The sequence below is a fragment of the Xanthomarina sp. F1114 genome, from assembly GCF_026410255.1.
Classification (GTDB): Bacteria; Bacteroidota; Bacteroidia; order Flavobacteriales; family Flavobacteriaceae; genus Xanthomarina.
Window position 1 is genome coordinate 110,619 of sequence record NZ_JAPMLL010000007.1, and the last position, 26,809, is coordinate 137,427.

Annotated in this window: 21 protein-coding genes; 16 read left to right on the forward strand and 5 right to left on the reverse strand. The window is 32.4% G+C overall.

Going from position 1 to position 26,809, the window contains the following annotated elements:
* Positions 1-52 precede the first annotated feature (52 nt).
* Positions 53-1,180 (reverse strand): TlpA disulfide reductase family protein, encoded by a 1,128-nt coding sequence (locus tag OS188_RS07330; protein ID WP_267148175.1) that lies wholly within the window; start codon positions 1,178-1,180, stop codon positions 53-55.
* A gap of 117 nt (positions 1,181-1,297) precedes the next feature.
* On the opposite strand from OS188_RS07330, the gene mnmE reads away from it, so the two are divergent.
* The 8 genes from mnmE to OS188_RS07370 all read left to right on the forward strand — a co-directional run bounded on the left by mnmE (position 1,298) and on the right by OS188_RS07370 (position 8,754).
* Positions 1,298-2,686: a tRNA uridine-5-carboxymethylaminomethyl(34) synthesis GTPase MnmE gene (gene mnmE / locus OS188_RS07335; protein ID WP_267148176.1), complete on the forward strand. Its 1,389-nt coding sequence runs from the start codon at positions 1,298-1,300 to the stop codon at positions 2,684-2,686.
* A gap of 217 nt (positions 2,687-2,903) precedes the next feature.
* On the forward strand, positions 2,904-3,269 hold the full coding sequence (locus OS188_RS07340) for a helix-turn-helix domain-containing protein (RefSeq protein ID WP_267148177.1): 366 nt from the start codon (positions 2,904-2,906) through the stop codon (positions 3,267-3,269).
* A gap of 7 nt (positions 3,270-3,276) precedes the next feature.
* A complete protein-coding gene (locus OS188_RS07345; protein WP_267148178.1) occupies positions 3,277-4,371 on the forward strand; it encodes a site-specific integrase in 1,095 nt (364 codons plus the stop codon).
* Positions 4,371-5,354 (forward strand): DUF6617 family protein, encoded by a 984-nt coding sequence (locus OS188_RS07350; RefSeq protein WP_267148179.1) that lies wholly within the window; start codon positions 4,371-4,373, stop codon positions 5,352-5,354. The genes OS188_RS07345 and OS188_RS07350 overlap by 1 nt, the downstream gene beginning before the upstream one ends.
* A 185-nt stretch (positions 5,355-5,539) precedes the next feature.
* Positions 5,540-5,842: a helix-turn-helix domain-containing protein gene (locus OS188_RS07355; protein ID WP_267148180.1), complete on the forward strand. Its 303-nt coding sequence runs from the start codon at positions 5,540-5,542 to the stop codon at positions 5,840-5,842.
* A complete protein-coding gene (locus OS188_RS07360) occupies positions 5,839-6,135 on the forward strand; it encodes a helix-turn-helix domain-containing protein (protein WP_267148181.1) in 297 nt (98 codons plus the stop codon). Before OS188_RS07355 ends, OS188_RS07360 begins: the two co-directional genes overlap by 4 nt.
* Positions 6,122-7,030, forward strand: coding sequence for a BT4734/BF3469 family protein (locus OS188_RS07365; protein WP_267148182.1), 909 nt, complete (start codon positions 6,122-6,124; stop codon positions 7,028-7,030). Before OS188_RS07360 ends, OS188_RS07365 begins: the two co-directional genes overlap by 14 nt.
* Positions 7,027-8,754, forward strand: a complete 1,728-nt coding sequence (locus OS188_RS07370) for a DUF3987 domain-containing protein (RefSeq protein WP_267148183.1) — start codon at positions 7,027-7,029, stop codon at positions 8,752-8,754. Before OS188_RS07365 ends, OS188_RS07370 begins: the two co-directional genes overlap by 4 nt.
* Positions 8,755-8,771: 17 nt before the next feature.
* On the opposite strand, the gene OS188_RS07375 is transcribed toward OS188_RS07370, so the two are convergent.
* From OS188_RS07375 to OS188_RS07385, 3 genes are all read right to left on the reverse strand, one after another.
* Positions 8,772-9,140: a hypothetical protein gene (locus OS188_RS07375; protein ID WP_267148184.1), complete on the reverse strand. Its 369-nt coding sequence runs from the start codon at positions 9,138-9,140 to the stop codon at positions 8,772-8,774.
* The gene (locus OS188_RS07380) at positions 9,137-10,456 is read right to left on the reverse strand and encodes a DUF4407 domain-containing protein (RefSeq protein WP_267148185.1); all 1,320 of its coding nucleotides are present in this window, start codon (positions 10,454-10,456) and stop codon (positions 9,137-9,139) included. Before OS188_RS07380 ends, OS188_RS07375 begins: the two co-directional genes overlap by 4 nt.
* 69 nt (positions 10,457-10,525) lie before the next feature.
* Positions 10,526-11,248 carry a hypothetical protein gene (locus OS188_RS07385; protein ID WP_267148186.1) on the reverse strand — a complete coding sequence of 241 codons (723 nt, stop codon included), beginning with the start codon at positions 11,246-11,248 and terminating at the stop codon, positions 10,526-10,528.
* 181 nt (positions 11,249-11,429) lie between these two features.
* On the opposite strand from OS188_RS07385, the gene OS188_RS07390 reads away from it, so the two are divergent.
* Positions 11,430-12,593, forward strand: a complete 1,164-nt coding sequence (locus OS188_RS07390) for a Ppx/GppA phosphatase family protein (RefSeq protein ID WP_267148187.1) — start codon at positions 11,430-11,432, stop codon at positions 12,591-12,593.
* Between the two features lie 111 nt (positions 12,594-12,704).
* Here the strand turns inward: OS188_RS07390 and OS188_RS07395 are convergent, their stop codons facing one another.
* Complete coding sequence (locus OS188_RS07395; protein WP_267148188.1) at positions 12,705-14,303, reverse strand: reverse transcriptase domain-containing protein; 1,599 nt, start codon at positions 14,301-14,303, stop codon at positions 12,705-12,707.
* A gap of 516 nt (positions 14,304-14,819) precedes the next feature.
* Between OS188_RS07395 and OS188_RS07400 the strand changes: the two genes are divergently transcribed.
* From OS188_RS07400 to OS188_RS07430, 7 genes are read left to right on the forward strand one after another with little or no spacing between them, the layout of a single operon-like run.
* Positions 14,820-15,116, forward strand: coding sequence for a helix-turn-helix domain-containing protein (locus OS188_RS07400; protein WP_267148189.1), 297 nt, complete (start codon positions 14,820-14,822; stop codon positions 15,114-15,116).
* Between the two features lie 5 nt (positions 15,117-15,121).
* The gene (locus tag OS188_RS07405; RefSeq protein WP_267148190.1) at positions 15,122-19,027 is read left to right on the forward strand and encodes an N-6 DNA methylase; all 3,906 of its coding nucleotides are present in this window, start codon (positions 15,122-15,124) and stop codon (positions 19,025-19,027) included.
* 1 nt (position 19,028) lies between these two features.
* Positions 19,029-20,057 (forward strand): virulence RhuM family protein, encoded by a 1,029-nt coding sequence (locus tag OS188_RS07410; RefSeq protein ID WP_267148191.1) that lies wholly within the window; start codon positions 19,029-19,031, stop codon positions 20,055-20,057.
* 22 nt (positions 20,058-20,079) lie between these two features.
* Complete coding sequence (locus OS188_RS07415) at positions 20,080-20,907, forward strand: hypothetical protein (RefSeq protein WP_267148192.1); 828 nt, start codon at positions 20,080-20,082, stop codon at positions 20,905-20,907.
* Positions 20,908-20,911: 4 nt separating this feature from the next.
* Positions 20,912-22,933, forward strand: coding sequence for a cytidine/deoxycytidylate deaminase family protein (locus OS188_RS07420; protein WP_267148193.1), 2,022 nt, complete (start codon positions 20,912-20,914; stop codon positions 22,931-22,933).
* A gap of 57 nt (positions 22,934-22,990) precedes the next feature.
* Positions 22,991-25,072, forward strand: a complete 2,082-nt coding sequence (locus OS188_RS07425) for a Piwi domain-containing protein (protein ID WP_267148194.1) — start codon at positions 22,991-22,993, stop codon at positions 25,070-25,072.
* Positions 25,072-26,805 carry a UvrD-helicase domain-containing protein gene (locus OS188_RS07430; protein ID WP_267148195.1) on the forward strand — a complete coding sequence of 578 codons (1,734 nt, stop codon included), beginning with the start codon at positions 25,072-25,074 and terminating at the stop codon, positions 26,803-26,805. The genes OS188_RS07425 and OS188_RS07430 overlap by 1 nt, the downstream gene beginning before the upstream one ends.
* Positions 26,806-26,809: the final 4 nt, after the last annotated feature.

Below are 26,809 nucleotides of genomic sequence, written 5' to 3' on the forward strand. Positions count from 1 at the left end.
CAACAAAGCCTTTCAGATTGTGAAAGGCTTTGTTGTTTTCGAAATCCTCTTTTTAATTTAAAAGCTCCGCAATCTTATTGTCAAGTGCTGCGCCTCTTAAGTTTTTAGCCACTATTTTACCTTCGCTATCTATGATAAAAGTAGCAGGAATAGCTTGAATTTGATATTCCTTTGCTATTGGATCGTTAAAAAATGCCAAATTTGATATTTGTGGCCAAGTTAAATTATCTTTTTCAATAGCATCTAACCAAGCAGCTTTTGCATCTTTTTGGTTAGGCGAACCATCTAGAGAAACCCCTATTATTTCTAGGCCTTTGTCTTTATATTTTTCATAAATCTTTACCACGTTTGGATTTTCTTTTCTACAAGGTCCACACCAAGCTGCCCAAAAATCGATAATAGTTACTTTTCCTTTAATATCGTATAAGCTAACTAGATTTCCTTCTGGACTTGGAGCTGAAAAGTCAGGAGCCATATTTCCAACTTCTAAAGTTACTTTAGACAAGTTACCATCTATAGCTTTTCCAAATTTACTATTAGTAACTTCGTCAGAAAAAGAATTAAAAATCTCTTGAGCCTCTGCTTTAGAAATCCCTTCACTCATTAGAATATTTCCTAAAATAGCAGCACTTGTAACCAAATCTGGACGTTCTTTAATTAACTCTAAATGTCTGGAATTAGCTTCATCTACTAATTGTTTGAATTCAGCCTGAATTTCATTCATCCTATCGTTATCTCCTTGACCTTGAGCGTCTCTAAATTGCTGGGCGTATTCTGAGTTTTTCTTTTTTAAAATTTGAGAATCTTGATGATATAAACCTAGTAAATCGTTTTCTCTACTTCCAGAAACTACAGAACTTTGTAAGCTATCCTTATAAATTTCCATGCTCATATTTTCATTTTCAACGATAATTGGAAGAAAGCCAGGAATACCTTCAATGTTTAAATAGTATAAATCTGGAGAAGATACTTCTCCTTTTAAGGTAAGTTTACTGTCTATTACTGTGGTAGAATCTAAAATAACTTCTTTTTCACCATCTATACTAAATAATTTAGCTTTTACATTATCAAGTGGTTTATCTATGTTAGCTTCAATAATAAATCCTGTTTGCGGAGCTTCATTTTTACAAGATATAAACATAAAAGCAACAAGGAATAAAGTAGTAATCTTCTGTACCATAATTAATTTAAATTTTAATATTGGCTGCAAATATACTAGGTTTTAAAAATTAACCTTGTTAAGAATAGCTTAATATATTCACTATATTATGTGCTTGTATTTTAGTATTTTTGCATTATGACGCAAAACGATACTATTATAGCTTTGGCTACAGCTTCTGGAGCAGGAGCTATAGCGGTTATTCGCTTATCTGGAAAAGATGCTATAACTATTTGTTCTAAATTATTTAAATCTATTCATAATAAAGATTTAACAAAGCAAGAAACACATACCATTCTTTTAGGACATATAATGGACGACAAAAGAACCATTGACGAGGTTTTAGTGTCGGTTTTTAAAAACCCTAAATCTTATACAGGTGAAGATGTGGTGGAAATAAGCTGTCATGGTTCTGTATATATTCAACAGGAAATCTTACAACTGTTTTTGCGACATGGCTGTAGAATGGCAGATGCTGGTGAATTTACTTTAAGAGCCTTCTTAAACGGGAAATTAGACCTAAGTCAAGCTGAGGCTGTAGCCGATTTAATATCTAGCGATAATGAAGCCTCGCACCAAATAGCCATGCAACAGATGCGTGGTGGTTTTTCGGGTGAAATTGCTAAACTTCGGGAAGAATTACTAAATTTTGCCTCGCTAATTGAACTGGAATTAGACTTTGCAGAAGAAGATGTGGAATTTGCAGATAGAACGCAATTTAAAGAACTTGTAGAGCGTATTACATTAGTTTTAAAAAGATTAATTGACTCTTTTGCTGTTGGTAATGTGCTTAAAAATGGAATTCCAGTAGCTATTGTTGGAGAACCAAATGTTGGAAAGTCTACGCTGTTAAATGCCTTATTAAATGAAGAAAGAGCCATAGTTTCTGATGTGGCTGGAACCACGAGAGATACTATTGAAGATGAAATTTCTATAGGTGGTATTGGTTTCCGTTTTATTGATACCGCAGGAATTAGAGACACAAAAGATGTGGTTGAAAGTATTGGTATTAAAAAGACTTTTGAAAAAATTGAACAAGCTCAAGTGGTTATTTATTTGTTCGACTCTACTAATTTTAAAGCGCAATGTTCGGTTTTTAAAGTAGAGCTGGAAAAAATTAAAAATAAATACCCATTGAAACCATTATTAGTTATTGCTAATAAAATAGACAAAGTAGACGATGTACTTATTGCAGAAATGCAAGCTGAAATTCCTGAGATTCAATTGTTATCTGCAAAAACAGGTTTCGGAGTGGAAGAGTTAACAAACAAACTTCTTAATTTAATAAATACAGGAGCTTTACGTAATAATGAAACCATTATAACCAATACACGTCATTACGATGCGCTTTTAAAAGCACTGGAAGAAATTCAAAAAGTAAAATACGGTTTGGAATCTGATTTGTCTGGCGATTTGCTTGCTATAGATATTCGAGAAGCCCTTTATCAGTTTGGATTAATTACAGGAAGCGTTACTAACGACGAGCTTTTGGGTAATATATTTGCCAATTTTTGTATCGGGAAGTAATTATACTTCTTTTTATTGTTAAGTAACTGTTTTTCTTGTATTTATATAAATTTATATTCCTTTTTTTGTTGCCTTTTTGCATTTTTTAAGCTATATTTGTTGTATATCTGTTGCCTTAATTACGGTTTTGTTGCCTAATTATGTTGGCTGAGATATTGGCGAAATGATGCACCATATTGCCCCACGTTGCACCATAACGCTACATAAAGCACCATTTATGAGCAGTAATTTATACATCCCAAAAACTTGTAAACATTGCGGTAATGCCTTTACAGCACGTACAACAGTAACTAAATACTGTGGTGATACTTGTGCTAAAAAAGCTTACAAGGCACGCAAGCGTCAAGAAAAAATACAAGCTACTCTCTCAAAGGATATGAAACAGCAAAAAGAAGTTGTTCAAGTTCCAAATACAAATGCAGTAAACAACAAAGATTTTTTGAGTGTTACTGAAGCATCACAATTAATAGGCGTTAGTAGATGGACCATTCAAAGAATGATCCAACAAGGACGTTTAAAAGCTGTTTCTTTTGGTAGAAAACGTATAGTAGCCAGATGGCAAATAGAAAACCTCTTTAATTAGTTTTATTATGAAAGTCACTTTAAGAGAACGAGAAAAAAACGGCAAAATAGCATTGTATTTAGACTATTATAACAAGGGTAAGCGAAAAACAGAATACCTAAGTCTATATCTTATTATTAAGCCAAAAAACAAGACAGAAAGAGCTTTAAATAAAAAAACGAGAGAATTAGCTGAAACCATTTGGGCGCAACGTCAGGTTGAAATTCAACAAGGACATTATGGCTTTAGTGATATAGAGAAATTAAAGGGTAATTTCACTACATATATAACAGCTTTAGCAGAGAAGAAAAACACTAGTTCTGGAAACTATGGTAATTGGAACAGTATGTTAAAGCATTTCAATAATTATTGTCCTAATGATGTAAGCTTTCAAGATATAGATAAGCAATTTGTTGAAGGCTTTAAAGAACATTTAGACAAAAAAGCTTTAGGTAAGGCTCAAAAACCACTATCTCAAAATTCTAAATATTCATACTTCGGGAAATTTACAGCTGCATTAAAACAAGCAGTATCCGATGGTATTTTAAAAAGTAATCCTGCTAATGGTGTTTCACATTTTAAGCAAGGTGAACCTCAACGAGAGTTTTTAACCTTGGAAGAATTACAAAAAGCTGTTAATACAGAATGTGAGTTACCTCAACTTAAAAAAGCGTTTATACTATCAGCGTTAACAGGTTTGCGTTGGTCAGATATAGAAAAACTAAAGTGGTCTGAAATACAACATTCAAAAGAAATGGGATATTACATTCGCTTTAGACAAAAGAAAACTAAGGGTGCTGAAACTTTACCAATATCAGATCAAGCAGCAGAACTACTTGGCGAAAGAGGTGAAGAAAATGAGCTAGTCATAAAAGGGTTACATTATAGTGCCTGGACTAATTTAAAATTACAGCAATGGATGATGAATGCAGGAATTACGAAAACAATAACCTTTCACTGCGCGCGTCATACCTATGCAACTTTACAGTTAACTTTGGGTACAGATATTTATACTGTATCAAAATTATTAGGGCATAAAGAATTAAGAACTACGCAAATCTATGCTAAGGTAATTGATGATAAAAAGAGAGAAGCGTCTAATCGTATTAAATTAGATTTATAATGGCAACAGATGTTTTTGAATCTTTAACCTCTATCACAAAAGGATTGCATAGAGATAACCGAACAGAACGAGACTATAAAGAATTATATCAAAGCCTAAATACAGATGCTCTTTATAAAGCAGCCCCTTTATTTACAATAGAGTTTGCTGAAAAACCTTTTGGGGCAAAACGCAAGTATTATAAAGCCGTAATTGATAATCAAGCAGTATCGAATTTCAACAACCTCATTGAAGATTTTCCAGAAAATACAATTGAGCAAGAGTATAAATTCAATTACCAGCAACTATACAATAGATACAAGCATTATCTCATAGATGTAAAATCATATATTGACAAGCACAATTTATCAAGAGTAACCTTATCTAACGAAAACACTTATATAATTCAATACTTAAAAGCCAATATGATATGGCTTTTTATGGAGTTACAAGAGCGTTTTTCAAAGTATGGTAATGAGGATGAAATGAGTATCGAGGAAGTATATAAATATTACTTTAATGAAGAGTTGAACGAATTAGAAATCAAACCTTCAGAAATAGGAAAAACAACAATTCAACCTAAGCAGATTGAAAATGCCTTTACTGCAATAGAAGACGATTTACCGCATCGTACGGTAAAAGGGAATGTATTGTCATATAGCCAAATTGTAAAGTATCCTAGAAGCCTTTCAAGAGCTGAGGAAATGATGTTTGAATTTGGTATAATTGATAAGAACTACGATTTTATCGAAAACAAAGCCAAGAGCAACAAAACTGTATTAGGAGCTATTTACTTTCTTTTTATTCAAAAGCAATACTTCAACGATATTAAAATGAATCCATTTAAGAAAATAAAGCCTATTGACATCGTCCGTTTTTTAAACAATCGTTACAATACTAATGCAAGGAAACAATTAAAAATTCTTGAAGGCGATGATGAAAAACGCAATGCAATTATAAATTCCGATTATTTGCTTAAAAACCTACCAAATCAAATTCGGTAATAGCCTTACTTATTACCATTTACTAATTCCATTTTTATTTTTAAAACACTGTAAAATAGTGTTTTAGGCGTGATTATATTTCCACTTTTCTATTCCTTTATGTATTGAAATATCTATGCATTGTCCTTGATAATCAGGGATGACATTAGCGCTGATGTCCTTTTCAATTTTAATCCATAAAAGAAATGGACACGAATATTATAGAACAATTAAATCGTATCGAGAAGCTGTTAGTAGAACAGCAAACATTACAAAAGCAAGTTTTAAACTTTAACGAAACTTGTAATTATTTGGAATTATCACAATCTCACTTGTATAAACTTACAAGTACTGGAGCTATTCCACATTACAAGCCAAACGGCAAAAAGATTTATTTCCAAAGAGAGGAATTAGACCATTGGTTACTTCGTAACCGTATGGATTCACAAGATGAAATCGAACAGCAAGCTGCCGATTATCTAATCAAAAAAGGAAGGGTTAAGTTATGAGTGAAATTATAGATTTAATCCTTGCGCTCTCGCAAGAGATAAAAGAGTTAAAAGCACGTATAGAATTAATAAGGCTGTCCAGAGCTGAAGTCTTAAAAGATACGTGGATTGATAATCAAGATGTATTGCAATTGCTTCATATTAGTAAAAGAACATTGCAAACATTTAGATCTAACGGCACTTTACCGTATAGTAAGGTTCAAGGTAAATTCTATTACAAGGTTTCTGATATAGAAGAACTACTTCAAAGCAATTATTACAACCCAAATTTTAAGTGCGATGGAGTTAAATAGAAAAAATATCCTAGATAAAACACAGTACGGCATTAAGATTTTTGCCTATGTGTTAAGACAGTTTTATCCAGACGCAACAGTCCTTTCCCTTTCGGGAAGGACTTGCGGGATAACCAGAAACCCTTTTAATGAAGATAAAGAAACCTTATCAATAAGAATTGAAAATAATTGTGCAATATACTCAGATACAGAGCAGAAAAGTTTTGAAGGAGATGCTTTCAATTTTGCGAAACTATATTTTCAAAGTAAGACCGAGGAAGAGTTACTAAATAAGATTAACGATGCTTTGCATCTTAATCTAAAAGGAGAAGCCATTAAAGAAACAGATTGGTTAGATACACCAGACGATACCTGGTATACAGATTGTAGCTTTTTCAAAGCACCTGTTCGCAATGTGTTTCCTTCACAAACTTTACGGTTAGATAAGATATTTAAACTAATCACAGGTAATACCTATAAGGCAATAACACAAGAATTAAGGGAAATTAAGGACATTAAGGAAAAACGTAAATTCAAAGCTAATCGCTTTGATTACGTTACGTTTTCAGGAGTGTTTGAACGTAGAAATGACAAATATCTTTTAAAGCACTCTAATCTTATAACTATTGATTTTGATCACTTAAATAACATTGATAAAGTAAGACAACAGTTATTAAGCGATGCCTATTTCGATACTGAAATGTTATTTGTTTCACCTTCCGGTGATGGCCTAAAGTGGATTGTAAGGATTAACCTAGACGAAGCTACACATTCAGAGTATTTTCTAGCAATTACCAATTACATTAAGCAAACTTATAATATAGATGTAGATGCATCAGGTAAAGACATATCCAGAGCTTGTTTTCTACCATACGACCCTAATGCATTTCTAAAAAAAAGACACCAAGCATTATGAAGAAGAATTTTAACCCTAAAGATTGGTTAGAGAGTTCCAGAGATTCTAAAGAACCAAAAACAACCAACGTAGTTCCTACGCAAGTTGTTTTAAATAATGATGATATAAATTCGTATATCTCAGCACTAGAACAATCAGGTATAGATATTACAGATAATTATGCAAAATGGCGTGATATAGGTTTTGCTTTCGCAGAAGAGTATTCAGAAGCAGGACGTGATTACTTTCATAGGGTAAGTAAAAACTATTCAGGCTACGAGGCTAAAGAATGTGACGAGCAATACGATAAATGTTTACAAGCTAAAGGACACGGTATTACTATTGCTACATTCTATCACTATGCGCATCAAGCAGGTATTAAAATTAAACAAGATAAGATTGAAGTTACAGATGTTGTAGAAGAACCTAAACAGGAAATGCCAACATTTCCAGAGGGCTTATTTCAATCAATACCTGAATTTCTAAAAGAAGTAGTTTATCCAGCAAGCAGTAATGAAGAACGCGATATTATGCTGTTGGGAGCATTAACAGCGTTTAGTGCGTGTTTCCCTAATTTATTCGGAATCTATGACGAACGTAAAGTATATAGTAATCTGTATTTATTTATAACAGCACCTGCATCTGCAGGTAAAGGAAAGCTGAATCAAATAAAGCAATTGGTAACACCAATTCACAAATTACACCGTGAACAGGCAAAAACACTCAAACAGCAATTTGATTCTGAAATGGCTACTTATAATATGAATAAGGGAAAAAATGAAAATATAGAAAAACCCAGCAAGCCACCAGAAAGAATGCTATTTATCCCTGCTAACAATAGCGTAACAGGTGTATATCAATTAATCTCAGATAATAAGGGTAAAGGGCTAATGTTCGAAACCGAAGGAGATACTTTAGCGCAAGCCTTTAAAAGTGATTACGGTAATTATAGCGATGGATTTAGAAAAGCATTTCATCACGAAACAATTAGCTATTACCGAAGAACAGATCGCGAGTATGTAGATATTGAAAACCCTTGTTTATCTACGGTATTATCAGGTACACCCAAACAAATAGCAGCATTAGTTCCTAATGCTGAAAATGGCTTATTCAGTAGGTTTATATTCTATTATATGAATATTAAACCAGTATGGAAAGATGTGTTTGCAAAAAGAGCAGCAGTAGGTTTAGAGGAACATTATGAAAATTTAGGTAGAGAGTTTTTAGGCTTATACAAAACATTAAAGAATAATCCGCCTATTCAGGTGTTATTATCGACTAGGCAGCAACAAAAATTCAATGAGTTTTTTGCAGCCTTACAAACAAAGTATATTTCGCTTCAACCAGAAGAGTATATAGCTACAGTAAGAAGATTGGGCTTGATCGCATTTCGTATAGCAATGCTTTTTACAGCGTTAAGAATTATGGAAGATGGAGATGTAAATAAAGTTAAAGAATGTGAAGATGCAGATTTCAACAACGCATTAGCAATGATAGAGGTATTAATAAAGCATAGTAGCAAAGTGTTTAACGATTTACCTGTAGAACCTAAAGCACAAAAGCGACTGAACAAAAAAGAAAGGTTTCTAGAGCAATTAGCAATAAAGTTTACAAGGCAAGATTATTTAGAAGTAGCCGACAAACTTAAAATTCCTCATAAAACAGCTGAGGGCTATATTACCTCATTTGTAAAGTTCGGTATAATACATCGCGATTCTCACGGCAAGTATGAAAAAATAAAATAAAAGGTAGTCCAAACGGACTACCTTTCCTCTAAACAAACTACTTCTATTCCTGCAATTTTCAACTTTTGTTTCACAGTACCGCTTACTTTTTGTAAGCTATTTTCAGTAGGTGCAGTACCATTCTTTGGTTTTATCCAAATCTCGTAATTCGGATTGTCTGAATCTTGCAAAGTGTAATATGCTATTCCTAAAATATTGATTGATTTATTAACCTTACCTGATACAGTTGTTTCTGAATATTTTAGGGGATTTTCCACGACCTTTTGTATGGAAGTAGTTGTTAATTCATACTCTAAGGCTTTTACATCCTTGTTCTCGTCTCTTAGCAAGTTATAACCTAATAGGAATAGAACTGCGAAGATTATAATTTTCAATATTGATTTCATACCGCATTACTTTTACCGTTAAAATTATCGTCATCAAAAATTGAATCATCAAAACCATTTATTGTATCACTTTCGACACTTACATCATCATTTATATCTAGATCTATTGATTTATAGTCATAACTAAGATTTTCTTTTTCAGACCTGTAATAATTGCTCTTTATTAATGACATTATGCGTTCAATTTCAAGAGTATTAATCTCTTGTAATTTACTCAGTAAGCGTTCTTGATCAATAGGATTTTTGATGTTTTTTAATAAACGTCTCTCTGCGCGCTGTTGAGCTAAAGCGTGATTTTCAAGCATTTGATATTTATCTTGACTTGCAACTCGAATGCTGTCTGACATCTTTTTACGATGTACGTTTTCTAATTTAAACCGATGTTCTAAATCGTCTAGCATTCGTTTCAATTTATAACTACTAGTCTTACTTTTTTGTAACTCTTCATTTGCTTCGATAATACTCTTTTCATTGCTTTTATGAAGTACATTCAAAATATCATTTTTGGATGAGCGAGAAAGTTTCATAAAAAGCGGTATTAATTCAATTGAAGCAAATAAAATTCTGAATAAGTACAGATACAAAATCATTATTCCACGTTCATCATCATTAGTTGCTTTTTGTAGGGCTTTTAACTTTGCATAATACCCATCTTCATAATTGTCTTTCACAGATTTTAATCGAGCTTCTTTTTCTTTTTCTATTGATAAAATATTCAAAGAATCAGCAGTATTATAACTTCGCACTTGCTTTTCTGATTTAGTATAATCAGCTAACTTTTTATCATAATTAGGTCCTTGACCATATCGCAATTCGCCAATACCGTCCATTTCTGCCCAAACCTCTTTTTGTTTACTCTCAAGAAAAGTATTTCGACTAGATATATCTTTTCTTAAATTAGCAATATCATTGTCGTAGTCTGCTGCAGCAATTCGCTGCTCTTTAAAAACGTCATCTTTTAGATAACTTTCTATTCTATCAGAAAATGCCAGTAGTATTACACCTTCAGCAACTACAAAACCTGCTACGCCAGCAAATATTACACGTCCTAGAACACCAAGATTCCAAACAGAATCAGCATTCATTATACTTCGGTCTATCATAATCAAAACGAATGCAGAAAGTATACCGCCTATAATACCAGCTATAACGGAGCTAGAAATTAAATAAATTGTGTAAGAGTAACTACCTAAAGCAACTAGTCCAGGAATAAGAATTGCAATTCCATCCATTTTTGCCCGATGTGTTGCTGTTGCACCTGCTTGCTTTAAAAGTTGAGGGCATTTTCCACTTAAATAAATTAGTAATGTTTTCATAATTATATGTATTAAATTATTTCTAAAAGTTTAATTAAGCCCTGTTTATAAATCAAACAGGGCAATTGATTATTTTACGCCAGGTATACTCGCTATTATAGACATTACCTGCTCTGTATAAACAGATTCTTTTTCTAAGGCTTCAAGTTGGTTGATAAACTTTGCTTTAATATGAGGTTTATAAACTTCCCTTGCTTCTTTATCCAACGTTTCGCTATGCTTTGAATCCTCAATAAAATCTGAGAGATATTTTCTTTCCAACTGTCGTTGTGCATTATGCGCTTTATTAAGCTCATTCAATACCCATTCTTTAGTTTGTCTATTTATAGTAGCTGCTACCATTCGAAGCTTTCCACCAACCCAAATATTCATTGCTGCACGTTTTGCTCTGAACATATCCTGGAGCAGTTTTTGCTGCTCTTCTGAGCCAATCGATAGCATTTGCCTACTATGAGCTTTAGCAAACTTGTATAGACTAGGATTCCCAATTCTTGTTGCAAGTGTCCATTTTTGTGTAAGTGTCCTTTTCAACTCTTCTTCAACTTTTTTTGTGAAATGATCGTCCTCTACGGCATTGCTTATCATCTCGTCAACAGAATCAGAATTTAAAGTATTGTTGTTTTTCGGTATTATCGATACTTTGTTAAAGTCAGTATCGTTAGAGTTCATCCAATCAGCGTTTTCCTCTGCGAAAATTTCCGCATCAAACGTTTCTGGGGTTGTGCTGTTCAATGCGTTATCTCGCATCTGGCCATTCAGCTTTTCATCTAGGCACTCATACTTGTTTTTCATAGTAATGAATATTAAATTAAACAAACTCGTATGAGATAGAAGCTAAACTTAGATAATTGGGGAATAAATGATTAAAAAGTAATTTTATTTTGAAAGTCGACTTTGCATTCTGAAGATTATGTGCAAAAAAAAACTCATTAGAAAGAATGTCTCTAATGAGTTTTGAAAAGAGACGAATATAATGACTAGAGGTATTTACCCTAAAATCGTGTATTCCCCAAGTTATCGCTATGGGCGGCTTCGTATCTCTTTGAAGCTAAATTACAACAAAAAAGTAGAAATACAAAATAAAAATGTTAATTTTATGTCTATGATTATAGAATATTCTAAAAAAATAAGTATTGCTGTTATAGAATTAAGTTCATCAGGTGTTAAATCCATTTCTGCTTGTCCCATGCAGGTAAGAAAGAGAGACGATTTATCAAAATTTTCAGATGATCGTAAATTGATTTATAATTTATTTCAACTATTTAAAGAAGATAAAACCATAGATGAAAAAAGATTTGAAGCAGAAGTTCTTCCTTTAATTATTAGATTATATCGACATATAAGAAATGCAAGAAACCCAGAAGTTTTTAAGATTATTGCTACAGGCTATTACAGAATGGCAGAAAATATTAGTGATATTATAAAAATGGTAGAGGATGCAATAGTAAATCAATCTAGAAATAAGAATTTTTCAATAGAGGTTTTGTCAAAGTATCAAGAATCCCAGTTAAGCTTTGTTTCTTGGTACAGTACCAAAAAATCATTATTTAAAACAGAGGAATTTAAAAGGCAGTATTTTAAGAATAACAATATAGGAATAAACATTGATTGTGGTGGATCTACAATAGAGATTAGCTTTCTAAAAAATATTAATGATTTTTCTGAAACATTAAGCTTACATACTGAAATTACTAAAAAATCAAATGGATTAGCTAATAGGAGTAAGTTCTCATTTAAAGAATTTGACAAAGTCACTAGTAAATTAGTTGCAAATGCTCTCTATGAATTAAGTGAACATTATACTCGCATCTATACTATTAGTTTTTGTGTGATTACAGGTAGTAATATATCTAAGTTCTGCAATTCAGTATTTGAAGAAACTAATGACATTATTGAAACAGATCATTTGCACTTTCCGCTTATTCAATTTAAATCTAATTTAGAGAGTAGTTTTAATACATATTCAGTTCATGAGCGTGAAGATAGATTTAAGCAAATTTTATCAGTAATTGTTATTAAGGCTATTCTGGGTTTTTTAAGAATAAATTACTTCAATCTAAATAAAGCTAACCTTCGAGTAGGCTGCTATTATGATATGCTGTCTCGACTAAGAGAAAATAAAAATCCTTATGCTTAGTTTATGTCTTAATTTAGTTTGTATTAAATTGACAAGATTTAAAATGTTTTAGACTCAATTTATATGGATTCCATTAAAAATGAATATAGTGGGAGTATTCCCTCGGTTTTTTTATCTTTTACTGCGTTGCTTTAGTTTCGTGTCAGGATGCTTTAATGCACGGTGAAAGTTACCTTCAATTTTCCTACTTTGTCTTTTAATGGTGTCTTCGCCACCATTTAGATCTTTCATAGCTTCATTTGCTTTTAAAAGGTAGCTAAAGTAGTTGCCCCAATCATATCGTTTCAAAGGATCTTTTTTGTATTTACCAGGATTAGCAGGATCAAGTACACGTTTCAATCGACGTTTACCACCTAATATGGTAAAGCGTTTAATAAGCCTTTCTTTAAAAAGTCCTTTTGAACTATGGTGAGCTTTTGAAGCATAAAATTTACCGCGTTTGATACTGCGTATCATTCCTCGGTAAAATTTTGAAAACCCAACAGTTTTTACATACACATTAGTTCCATTGTACTCAAATCCTAAATATTCTAATTGCTTATCAGGGTTAACGGTATTATCAGGATCAACGATTCCACCTGAAAAAACACCACCTTCTGGACTATATCTATAAGTTTGGGTTTTCTTTTCTTGAATATCTAGTTTACAAAGTTGGGTGATGCCTTCAACCATAATTTGCTTTAATTCAGCTTCATCTTTTTGTTCACAAATTAAAATAAGATCATCACTATAACGCTGATAAAAACCACCAATATTAGTAACTGTTTCATACATTAATTTATCAAAATCCAGCATATATACATTAGCTAGTGTAGCACTCATAGGGCTACCTTGTGGTATACCTTTCATAGGGCAAGTACCTCTACAAATTTGATGTTGATGGCTACATTTTTTTACAGAACGTATTAAATCTAAATGCCTATTGAAAAACTCTTTTTTGGTACAAAAAGCAATAACATTTTCACGTTTATAATTTCGTTTTTTTCGTACCTGTTTTCGTTTCTTAACTTTTACATCAGGGTTGTTCAACTCACCACGTTCTACCCACAAGCGTTTAAAAAAACGATTGTGCATTTCGTGTTCGTTAACGTAGCGTTTATTGATTAAAGACTTGTAAACATTGTAGTGGTCATCAGTCATTATCAACTCACCTTTAGCATTTTTCTTACCCATAACTTCCTTCCATTTTTGGTGAAGTATTTTATGGTCTAAGTTGTCAAAAAACGAGGTCACATCTGCAACAATCACGGTCATAGCTTTTGTTCTATTGGCATCAATAAATTCAAAAGCTTCTTTAGCAAATTCAATGTTACACTTATTACCTTTTTTACCGTGTCCTTTAGGTATTTTTCTGTAGGCTACGGCACTATACCTATAGGGTTTATGTTTAAGATAGCGTTCGTAGGCTTTGGTAATTAAATGACTATAATAACTATAAACTAAAGAATCTAAATGCGAAGCAAAAAATATAGGTCTGTCTTTAGGATCTAGTTTCTCTCTAACACGTTTACCGTATGCATTCTTATTATCTTTAGAAGTAGCACGATATTTACGTTGCTTTATCTGTCTATGAATAAACGGGGTAAATCGGTGTTTGGCAATATTATTTTTGTTTTTTACGTAGGCAATTAACTTTCCCTTTTCACTAGGTTGAAGAGGTAAGCCAATATGAGGATATTTCTTTAGTTTAAACCAGTCTGTTTTTGCCATAATAAAAAAAAGGAAGAGTCAGTCGCGGCTATGCTTGACTACTGTCGTGAGGACACATCGGCTTGCTACTTTATCTCATAGGTAGCGCCACTCATTCTTAGAATTAAAGTTGTATCTTTAATAAATAATATAATAACAATGTATCATAATAATCATAAAGACCACCTCAAGGTATTCCTAACGGCTATATGTTCAGCTCTTTCTTTAGTAGAAAGTGTCTCACATATTTGGTTATATGGAATTCCCGTACAAACTGCGGAGCGTCCGCAGTGGAACACGCTAAAAGCGTCATAAATAAACGTGCCTCTCAGCTAACCAACTCTTCCAGCTGGTAAAAATAGAAATATTTTAATTGTAATTCCAAAATAATCAAGCACTTACTTTACTTAATATCCGCTAATCCCTCATTATTCCTACTCTAAAAAGATTGTTAACAACTGTTCACTTCTTTTTATCAGTTGTTTTTTTCTTTTTCTTACATTAGACAATTATTGACAAGTCAAAATTTTCCCAAAAATGACGTTCGGCGAACATATTAGAAAGCTAAGAGAGCAAAAGCAATTATTGTTACGTGAGGTCGCATCGCAAATGAATATCGATACAGCCTTACTAAGCAAAATTGAACGCAACACACGCATAGCAAGAAAAGAGCAAGTACAAGCTTTAGCAGTTGCACTCAATGAAAATGAAACGGAGTTATTAAAAATCTGGATGGCAGATAAAATATCAGAAATGCTAAAAGAGGAAAAGAACAGTACGGAAATCCTCAAAATTGCTGAAGAAAAAATTAAGAACTTTAAAGATTTAGAATAAACATAATGATAACAAAGGATAACTTCAAAAAAGTACTTGATACTTTAGGGTTTAAAAAATCCACCAATACATATACCAAGAAATTTACAGATTTAGGTTGCGCTTTAAAAGTAGACTTCAAAAATGAAAAACTCGTTTATCCTATAGATAAAGGGTTTACCATTGCAGGTGATTTTACTACATCTTTTACACAAAAAGAAAACTTTGTTGTTTTTGAATGTGTACATCGTCTCTTTGAACAAGGTTATAAACCAGAACATATCGAATTAGAACCTAAATGGACTGTTGGTCACGGTGCTAGTGGTGGTAGAGCCGATATTATGGTAAAAGATAACTCAGGTAAATCATTAATGATTATTGAGTGTAAAACCGCTGGTACAGAGTTTAAAAAAGAATGGGATAAAACTAAAATCAACGGTGGACAGATTTTATCCTACGCAAAACAGGCAGGTAGTACCCAATTTGTTGCACTATACGCATCAGACTTTGTAGATGGTAAGGTAAAAGCAGAGTATTATTTAATAACACTAAAAGATAACGAAAAACTTCTCGAAGAATTAGCAGATAAAGAACCACTTTCATTTGCAGCTGCAAAATTACTAGATAAAGAAGATATTTATGAAGCCTGGACTCAAACCTACGATCAACACTATGAAACCAGAGGTGTTTTTGAGGATAATGAGCCTTATTTAATTGGTAAATCTAAATATAGCTTAGACGATCTCGCTAGTATTTCAGGTAGGGATATACAAGGTAAATACCACCAATTTGCAACCATATTAAGACAACATAATGTTTCAGGTCGCGAAAATGCATTTGATAAGTTAGTAAACTTATTCCTTTGTAAAATAGTTGATGAAACTAACAACCCTAACGAACTCAAATTCTATTGGAAAGGGATTGCTTACGATAGCTATTTTGATTTGCAAGACAGACTTCAAAAACTTTATCAAGAAGGAATGAAACGTTTCCTTGGTGAAGAGGTAACTTATATAGATAATGATGCTATTGAAAATGCGTTCCGCTTTTTCAAAAACGATCCAGATGCAACTCGCGAAACCATTAAAAAATACTTCAGACAGCTAAAATTCTTTACCAACAACGATTTTGCTTTTGTAGATGTACATAACGAAAAGCTGTTTTATCAAAATGCTACGGTATTACTTAAAATGGTACAAATGCTTCAAGACATACGACTAAAGCAAACAGAAGATAAGGATGATGAGGGCAATCAGTTTTTAGGAGATATGTTCGAAGGCTTTTTAGACCAAGGTGTTAAACAAAGCGAAGGACAGTTTTTTACACCAATGCCTATTGTAAAATTTATTCTTAAAGCACTACCATTAAAACAAATAGTAACCCAGAGTGAAGAAATCCCTAAAGTAATCGATTATGCGTGTGGTGCAGGTCATTTTTTAAATGAATATGCCAAACAAATAAAACCTATAGTAAAGGAAAATAAAGAAGCAGAGTTAGAACAATACTATGCGGCTATTACTGGTATAGAAAAAGAATACCGTTTGTCTAAAGTAGCAAAAGTATCATCGTTTATGTACGGACAAGATGATATCGAAATCATTTATGCAGATGCGCTTTCAGAAATCCCAAAAGTTAAAGACAAAACCTATAGTGTATTAGTGGCTAATCCACCATATAGTGTAAAAGGCTATTTAGAAACCTTACCTGCAAAAGATAGAAAGCGTTATGAGCTTATCAATACAGTTGATGAAAAAAGCTTCCCAAACAATAATAGTATTGAAACCTTTTTTATAGAACGTGCTAAACAGGTACTTAAACCTGGTGGTGTAGCTGCTATTATTGTGCCTTCTTCTATTTTAAGCAAAGGGAAAGCAAAAAGCACATCTACAAATAAAAATATCTATGTAGCAACTAGAGAAATCCTGCTAAAGTACTTTGATATTGTAGCCATAGCAGAGTTTGGTAGTGGTACATTTGGTAAAACAGGGACCAATACGGTAACCTTATTTATACGTCGTAAAGAAGAAGATCCTGCACCGGCTAAACATTACGAAATTAGAGTAAACGACTGGTTCAGTAACAAGCGTAAAAAAGATAAGGTATTCGAAGATGAAAAATACATCAAACAATACTGTAGCCATCTAGAAATTGACTTTAAAGAATACATAACCTTATTAAAAGCAGAACCAAGTGAAAAGCTCTTAGAACACGAAATATTCGTACAGTATAAAAAGGAGTTTGATAAATGGAGTACTATAAAACACTACAAAAAGAGTCAAGCCTACAAACAATTATCAGCAGACGATAAAAAAACAGAGCTAGATAAAAGATTTACCAACTTCTTGGTGCGTAACGAAAAAGACAAACTATACTATTTTGTATTAGCAAGTCAAAACCCGCAAGAGGTACTTATTGTAAAAAGCCCATCAAAAAGTAGCGAAATGAAAGAATTTTTAGGCTACGAGTGGAGCAGCGCAAAAGGAAACGAAGGGATTAAATACTTAGGTAATGCCACAGTAGAAGATCTTCCAGAGGATGATGAAGAGGAAGGCGTAGAAGCATTAGAGAGTGAAGATAAACGTGTATTAACCAACTTGCTAAACTTTCAGCAAATCAATACACCTTTATACGATCCTCAAGAAGTAAATAATGAAGAAAAAATAAACTATTGGATTAGTCAAAATTTTGAAGGTAACGCAATTACTATTCCTGAAGACTTACAACCGTTCTTATCTAAAGCAAAATTGACTGAAATGTTAGATTTTGATAGAATAGGTTTTGCGAAAGCACTAACACTTTCACCTAAAAGGACTGTTTATATAGAAAGTAAATATCCACTAAAACCATTAAAAGAATTTAAAGGTTTAAACCAATTCATTAATGGCTACGCATTTAAAAGTACAGATTTATTAGATGTAAAGTTAAATGACAATTATCTTCCTGTTGTTAAGATTGGAACCATTTCATTAAATAGTAATATAACGGATTTCAGTGCTTCACAATATCATATCTCGAAAGATTATAGCGAAGTTACTCTTAAAAAAGGTGATTTAGTAATCGGTCTTACTGGAGCTACCGTTGGTAAAGCAGGTTATGTAACTGAAAAGAGTTTATTGAATCAAAGAGTCTTGGCTATTAGAGGAGAAGAAAAGGAACTTTACTATATATCATTATTTATTTTTGGAAAGTACTTTTATGATTTTGCTCAAGGAGATGCTCAAGGAAATGCCCAAGGTAACCTGTCGCCTTCACAAGTAAAAGACTTTAAAATCCCACAACCACCTAAAGACATTCAACAAAAAATAGTAGATGAGTGTTTAAAAATTGATAAAGAAGCGGAGAAAGCGGAAACTGTAATTTCAACAGCACAACAAGCCATTGAAACATTATATGCTGATGCTGTAAATAATGCAACTGAAACTTTAGGCTTAAATGATGATGAGGTATTTGAAGTTGCAATAGGAAAACGCGTATTAAAAAATGAAATAAATAAAGAAGGTAAAGGCATACCTGTATATAGTGCTAATGTGCATCAACCTTTTGGTTATATAGAAAAAGAGCTATTAAAAGATTTTGATACACCTTCAATTTTATGGGGTATTGACGGTGACTGGATGACTAACTATATTCCTGCAAAACAACCTTTTTACCCTACAGACCATAGTGGTGTGTTACGTATTAAGAATGATAAAGTCCATCCAAAATATATGGTTTGGGCATTATTAAAAGAAGGTGAAAGAGTACGTTTTTCAAGATCAAATCGCGCTTCTATGGATAGTATAAAAGGCTTGTCTATTTCAGTACCTACAAAACAAGTACAAGAAAAACTTGTTGCTCAAGTAGAAAAACACGAAGCTAAAATCCAAAAAGCAAAAAAAGTATTAGAAACTATTGCGGCTCGTAAGGAAGAAGTAATTAAAAAGTATTTGTAGTATGAGCAACCAATTGCCAAAAGAAAGCGAGTTTTTACTCTACACAACACCGCAAGGTGTGGTAAACTTGCAAGTACTTATTTTAGACGAAACCGTTTGGCTCACCCAAGAAGGGATGCAAGAATTGTTTGGCAGAGCAAAATCTACCATTAGCGAGCATATTTCTAATGTATTTCAAGAAGGTGAACTCATAGAAGAAGAGGTTGTTCGGAATTTCCGAACAACCACAAAACACGGTGCTATAAAGGGTAAAACACAAACACATACCACCAAATTTTACAATCTAGACGTTATTATTTCTGTGGGCTATCGTGTAAAATCGCATCAGGGTACACAATTCCGTATTTGGGCAACAAAAACCTTACGCGAATATATTATAAAAGGCTTTGTTTTAGATGATAATCGCTTAAAGCAAGCACAAAGCACATTCGGCAAAGACTATTTTAGAGAGTTACTCGATAGAGTACGCTCTATACGGGCTAGTGAGCAACGCATTTACCACCAAGTAACACAAATATTTGCAGAGTGTAGTATAGATTATAATCCTAAAAGCGAGATTACAAAAAACTTTTATGCAATGGTGCAAAACAAGTTTCATTTCGCTATAACAGGACAAACAGCAGCCGAAATTATTCATAAAAGAGCAGACAGCAAAAAACCAAAAATGGGCTTAACCACCTATAAAAATGCACCAGACGGCAGAGTCTTAAAAACCGATGCTAAAATCGCAAAAAACTATTTAGAGGAAGACGAAATTAAAGAACTAGAGCGCAACGTTTCTGGCTACTTCGATTATGTCGAAAATCTAATTAAAAGACGTAACACCTTTACAATGCAAGGTCTTGCAGAAAGCGTAGACAAGTTTTTAAACTTTAATGAATATCAAATACTAGAAGGTAAAGGGCGTATCTCTCACAAACAAGCTATTTCTAAAGCAGAAAAAGAATACGACACCTTTAACAAATCTCAAAAAATCATTTCAGATTTTGATAAACACATCAAACACCTTAAAAACAAGGATAATAAATAATTACCAGCTATAGCTTCAATCAATGACCAATACCATAACATACCAACGTAAACTAATAGGCAAAGAAGTTGAACTAGGCTTTTTGTATGTACCTGCCGAAGCACGCGCAGAATTACCTAATGAAAACGCAGAGCTAAATGTACTTTTACCTAATGCTAAAAGCACTAATAAACACAGCTACAATTCAGACTATAACCGCATTTTTGGCTTAACCAGTTTTTATAGAGATAATAATCTTGCAGCAGGTAGTATTATAGAAGTTGAGGTATCTCAAGAACAAATAAAAATCAAGTTAAACAATATTGAAGCGGTATTAGAAAACGATGAAGAAGAGGACGATGAAAACTTTATAGATATGTCGGGCTTATCCTCTCAAATGAAAGGTAATATAGGCGAAGATTGGGCAAAAGAAATCATTTTACTTTACAGTCAAGGTTTACTCAATGTATACAAACCTGTAATAGATGATAGAGGCATAGATCTAATCGTATTAAAAGAAAAACTCTATACACCAATTTACTTACAGGTAAAAACACGCTTTAACGTACACAAACGCAACCGCTTAATCTTAACCATTAACGGTAACACCTTCAAACCACATCACTCATACTACATAGTAGCATTTAGCTTCGATCAAAGCAAAATGAAAATGAGCGATAAAATACTACTAATACCATCCCAAGAAGTAGAAAATTTAGGTGTAAAATTAGCAGATGGTAATTGGCGTATAACAGTATCAATGGCAGGTGGCAAAACCACAGGTAAATACAAAGACTACTTTGTAAGCAAAGAAGAATTTGTAAATACCCTATTAGAGCGCATAGAAACCATCAGTTCAATTATAAAATAAGTATATGAAATTAGATCACTTATATTCATTAAGACGAAATTTTACAGTTATAGGTCTTACAGGTCGTACAGGTTCTGGTTGCACAACAATGGCTAATTTATTATCTGGATCGTACTCTAATCTAGAGAAGGAAGGTTTACGAAATTTTTCTGATGAGATGAGTTCAAATGGGCTTTTTATTAGAAAATATAATATTATAAAGAATTTTGTGTCTACAGATAGTAATTGGACACCATTTGATGTAATTAGTTATAAGAATGTGTTATTACTCTATTTGTTTAATAGGTATGGAGGGAATTACTATAAGCTATACCGATTACTGAAGGATTTTTATAGAGAATCTAAAAAAGAGGATAATGAAGATGTTGTTTCTGATGTACATCAAAAGATTCTAGAAATTCACGTTAAATATTCAACGCTTATAGCAGAAATTAAGTCAATTGAAAATTTAGGTAAAATAAAGAAAGAAGATGATTTAATCTTACTTAACAAAATTTTCTTTGGAAAGCCTTTTAAAAGTTTTAGTAATGAAATTTTTAAGGCTTTACAATCTGAAGGATATTACCGCAGAACAAATTTTCTACACCATATTGCTTGTAATATTAGACAGTCGGGTGACCCTCGTATTCCAAATGGTAAGACAGTTGAAAATATTTATCAAATAGCCAACGTAATTAACCGTATTGTTAAGGCTAGAAAGTTGGCAAATAAAGAAAGGCCAACTAGAATTGTAATTGATTCATTAAGGAACTCTTTAGAAATAATGTTTTTCAGGGAAAGATATTCAGCTTTCTATATGCTTGCTACAAAGGATGTAATGGATAATTCTAGAGATAGAATTTTAAAACGTTTACCTAAATCAATAAAAGATGTAAATAAAAGGGAGATACTAGCAGATAAATTATTGGAATTAGATGAAATAGAATACAAGACTGGTGATTTTGCGAAAGGTTTATTTTCATCACCTGATGTAGAAAATTGTATTCAAAAAAGCGATTATCATATACTTAATCTAAAAGAATCAGACATACCTTCTTTTATTAAAAAATACGATCCACCATTTGAAGAATTAAATTTTTTGACAAGAGAAGAACAGTTGTTAAAGCTTGTTGCTTTAATTTCTCAACCAGGACTTGTAACCCCTAGCTCAGTTGAAAGATCAATGCAAGTAGCTAATTCAGCAAAATTAAATTCTGGCTGTATTTCTAGAAATGTAGGGGCAGCCATTACTGATAATAATTTTTATGTTAAATCGATAGGTTGGAATGATGTTGCTAAAGGTCATACCCCTTGTAATTTAAGAGAAGTAAATGACATAATTAAACCGAGTAACCCTGCACAATTAGAAAAAAGTAAACACTACAGTCCTTTTGAAAAAGGAGAGGTGTCTTCAAAATCATCTTATAAATACAAGAATGAAAAGCCTAGTAAGTTTAATGAAGCTTTACAGGATTATTTTGAGACTGCTTATGAAAAAAATGGTTCTGATCTGAAAGGGAAAAATTGCGCTTTTTGTTTTAAAACTGTTCATAATCATTACGAAGGTGAAGCAAATCAGGTTCATACAAGGTCTCTACACGCAGAGGAAAATGCAATGCTTCAAATAACTAAGTTAGGAGGGCAAGGGGTTGAAAATGGTATATTGTTTACCACTGCTAGTCCTTGTGAATTATGTTCTAAAAAGGCTTATCAACTTGGTATAAAGAAAATATATTTTATAGACCCTTACCCTGGCATTTCAAATGATCAGATTCTAAAAGGAGGTCAGGAAGTAACTAAGCCAAAAATGATACCTTTTTCAGGAGCTATTGGTATAGCTTATCATAAATTGTATGACAGTTTTATGTCTTATAAAGATGAGGTTTCAATGACCTTAGAGATCAAATCCAATAATAAAATAGGTATTCAATTTAAACAGTTATTGAAGTCTCTAAGTGATAATGATGATGTTAGAGATTTACTAGAATCAAGAGATAAATTTTCAGATGACGATGTAAAAGAAATAATAAAAAAAGCACTGTCATAATTTAAAATAATTAACCCTTAAATAATAGCCTTATGTAAATCAAAAAATCAACAGCTTATGTCAGAACAACTTCATTTCAACATATTATCATTCGATTGGCCATCAAAAGCACCAATATTCTATTTTACACTTCAAGATGCAGAAGGATTACACAGAGTACATCGCTCAAAATTCTCTAAGCAACTACTAGAAGCATTGCCCGAATTAGAAGATACAGATATAGAATATGTATACACATCGTTTGATAAACCCATAGAAAATGCTGTAGCATTAGAGCTAGAAATGTATGATGAAGAGCTAAAGATTTACAAACAGGCATTAAGACACAGAATAAAAGCCTATTTCAAAGAAAAGGGCTTAGTAGTCCTTAGAAACTTTGTGCAAGACTTAGAAGTTTGGCTACCAGAAAAAGAGAATAACAATCCACATTATCGTAGATATTACAAATTTTCATTAAAAATTCAATTTGCTACAGTTTCTAAAAATCCTGAGCTAGTCGTGGCGTATGATGGTATTTCCAAAGTAATGAAAAAGTCCATCGCAGATATTGAAGATACAACACTAATCAAAAAAACAATCTACAATCAAGGCGCATTCAATTACCAAAAAATGCAGCATCCAGATAAAGAAGATTTTTTTAATGAAATAGATTTCGAAGAAGCTTTTCCATTACTAAACAGAGACTTAGCAAGAGCCTATAATATAGAGGTTCCATTACCAGATAGAGAGAACCGTTATAAAAAATATCTCGAAATGATAAATGCGTTTGCTAAGGGTTATCTGTTAACAGAAGAGTTTAAAAATATCATACCTATTTATGGTAATACTTTTATAAAAGTGCCAAAGAATAGAGTAAATCATATAGATGCGATAAAAGGAACTTTAGAATATGGTTTTAAGAAGACAGGGCGTATTCCAAAAATGGAATTAGGTAAGTTTAAACCGTATAGAAGACCAAAGCACCCAAACATTAAGTTCTTTTTCATACATCACAAAAATCATCAGCCAGAAATAAGAACATTATACGAGTTTTTAACAGAAGGCACAGGTGAAGGAACATATTTTAAAGGTTTAGAAAAATATATAAATGTCAAGGCATCACTTGCACCTAATCATTTTATAGAATTTGAAGATGAAAGTGATCCTCTACCAAAAATAGAAGAACGATTAGCAGAATTAGATTTCGACCACGAGAATGTAAAATATGCAGCTTTCTATATCAGTCCGTTTGATAAGTTTACACCAAACCCAGAAGATAGATTAGTCTATGCAAGGGTAAAAGAATTAATGTTAAAAGAAGGTATTGTAACCCAGGCTATCGATTATCAAAAAATGAAAAAGGATATCAAAAAGCCTAAAAACTTTCAATATACACTTAACAATATAGCGTTGGCAATACACGCCAAATTAGGTGGTGTTCCTTGGAAATTAGCAGAAACAGAAAAAAAGGAATTGGTAATTGGTGTAGGAGCATATACCTATCAAGATGAAAACAAACGATATATAGCAAGCGCATTTAGCTTTCAAAACAATGGTATTTTTAGAGATTTCGAATACTTCTCAGAAAATAATAGTGATGATTTGGCAGGAAGTATTACCAAAAAAATAAGAAAGTTTACATCACAATATGAGGCTGATAAGGTAGTGATTCATTTCTTTAAAGATATGAGCAGAAAAGAGATTGCGCCAATCAAAGAAGGGATGCGAAAATTAGACCTTAACGTGCCTTTATACATATTAAACATCAATAAAACAGATGCACAAGATCTAATTGCTTACGATTTAGGATGGCATAACCTAATGCCTAAAAGCGGAACATTCATAAGAATAGGATATAATAAATTCTTATTATTCAATAACGCACGTTACAATAACGATAATAAATACCCAATAGCAGAAGGGTTTCCGTTTCCTATAAAAATAGGTATTACAAGTCCTGATGAAGATGCATTTGAAGATTTAGAAATTATAGAAGAATTATTAACCCAAGTCTATCAATTTAGCAGGTTATACTGGAAGTCACTACGTCAACAAAACGTACCAGTAACGATAAAATATCCTGAAATGGTAGCACAATTAGCACCAAAATTTAAAGCACCTATACCAAAGGATGCCAAAGACAAACTTTGGTTTTTATAATGAAGTGGACTAAAGAACAACAAGCCATAATTGAGGCTAAAGGAAATTTAAGAGTAAACGCAATTGCAGGTTCTGGTAAAACATCAACCTTAATTGAATATGCAGCTAATCAACCTAAAAATAAGAGATTATTATACTTAGCTTTTAATAGCTCAGTACAATCAGAAGCCTACCATAAATTTAAAGAAAAAGGCATTCATAATGTGTTTTCAAAAACAGCACATTCTTTGGCCAAAAGAGAAATTATAGATAGAGGTAATTATGAGCTTCAAGGAGATGGATATAAACCGCATCAAATTGCAGATATATTAAACCTTAAAGGAAAGGCTAAGGATTACTATGTGTATATTTTATGTACACACGTTAGAAACTTTATTGCATATTTCTGTAACAGTACAGCAGCTTCATTCGAAGAATTAGACTATGCAGAATCAGTAAATGAACCTACAGCTTTAGCGTTCGCAATAGCTAACGAAAAGTTCATTTTAAAATACACTAAGCAGTTTTTTAATTTAATGGATATAGGTAAAATTCCTGTAACACACGATTATTATCTAAAGAAATTTCAATTAACAAACCCTATTCTAGAGTTTGATTACATCTTATTTGATGAAGGACAAGACGCATCACCAGCAATGCTAGATATTTTCTTAAAACAAGATTGTATTAAGGTAATTGTAGGCGATACGCATCAACAAATTTACTCTTGGAGATATGCAGTAAACTCTTTAGAACAAGTCGATTTTCAAACATTACATTTATCAAATAGCTTTAGGTTTAATAAAGAAGTTGCAACACTTTCTAAACACTTGTTAGCTTACAAAAAAGTATTAGACGTTCCAAACGATTGTAAAATTGTAGGTAGAGGTAAATCAAAGGCAAACAAGATAAAAGCAGTTATAGCACGTACCAATGTACAGTTACTTTCAGAAGCATTCTTTTATGTAATTGAAGCACAAGTAGCAAAAAGAATCTACTTTGAAGGTGGTTTTAAGTCATATACGTTTGCAGGTTCAGGCGCTTCTTTATGGGATGTTTACAATTTATATGAAGGTAATCATAAGTACATCAAAGATAAGATGATACGAAGTATGAATAGTATTAATGAACTGCAATCATACATCAAACAAACAGGAGATTTAGAATTAAATCTAATTGTTGAAATTATTTTACAATACAAATCAAGCTTCCCAAATATCCTCAAAACTTTAGGAGACCGATGTGTACCTCAAAATGAAAGAGAATCAGCAGACCTAATATTTACAACAGCTCACAGAAGTAAAGGAATGGAGTATGACGTGGTAAAAGTATGTAATGACTTTATAGATTGGGAAGAAATAAACAAACAATTAAATGGTCCCGAAGCACCATCTTTAGATCAAAAGGCAATTAATGAAGAAATTAATCTATTGTATGTAAGTGCAACACGTACTAAAAACATTTTATACATACCATCCCAACACATCCCAAAACCTATAGAAGCTTTTAAAACTATAAAACCTCAATATTTATTTGATAGAGACATATTCGATATAGAACGAAATAGACAAACAGTTACCGTTACTTACATAACAGAACCAGATTTTTCTAATCCGTGGACACCAGAAGACGAAAATAAATTAATTGAAATGGTAAATGACGGATATACTGTTTTAGAAATTGCAGCTCAATTAGAGCGCACTAAAAAAGCAGTAGCATTAAGAATGCATAAATTAAACGTTCAGTTCGATTAATCGT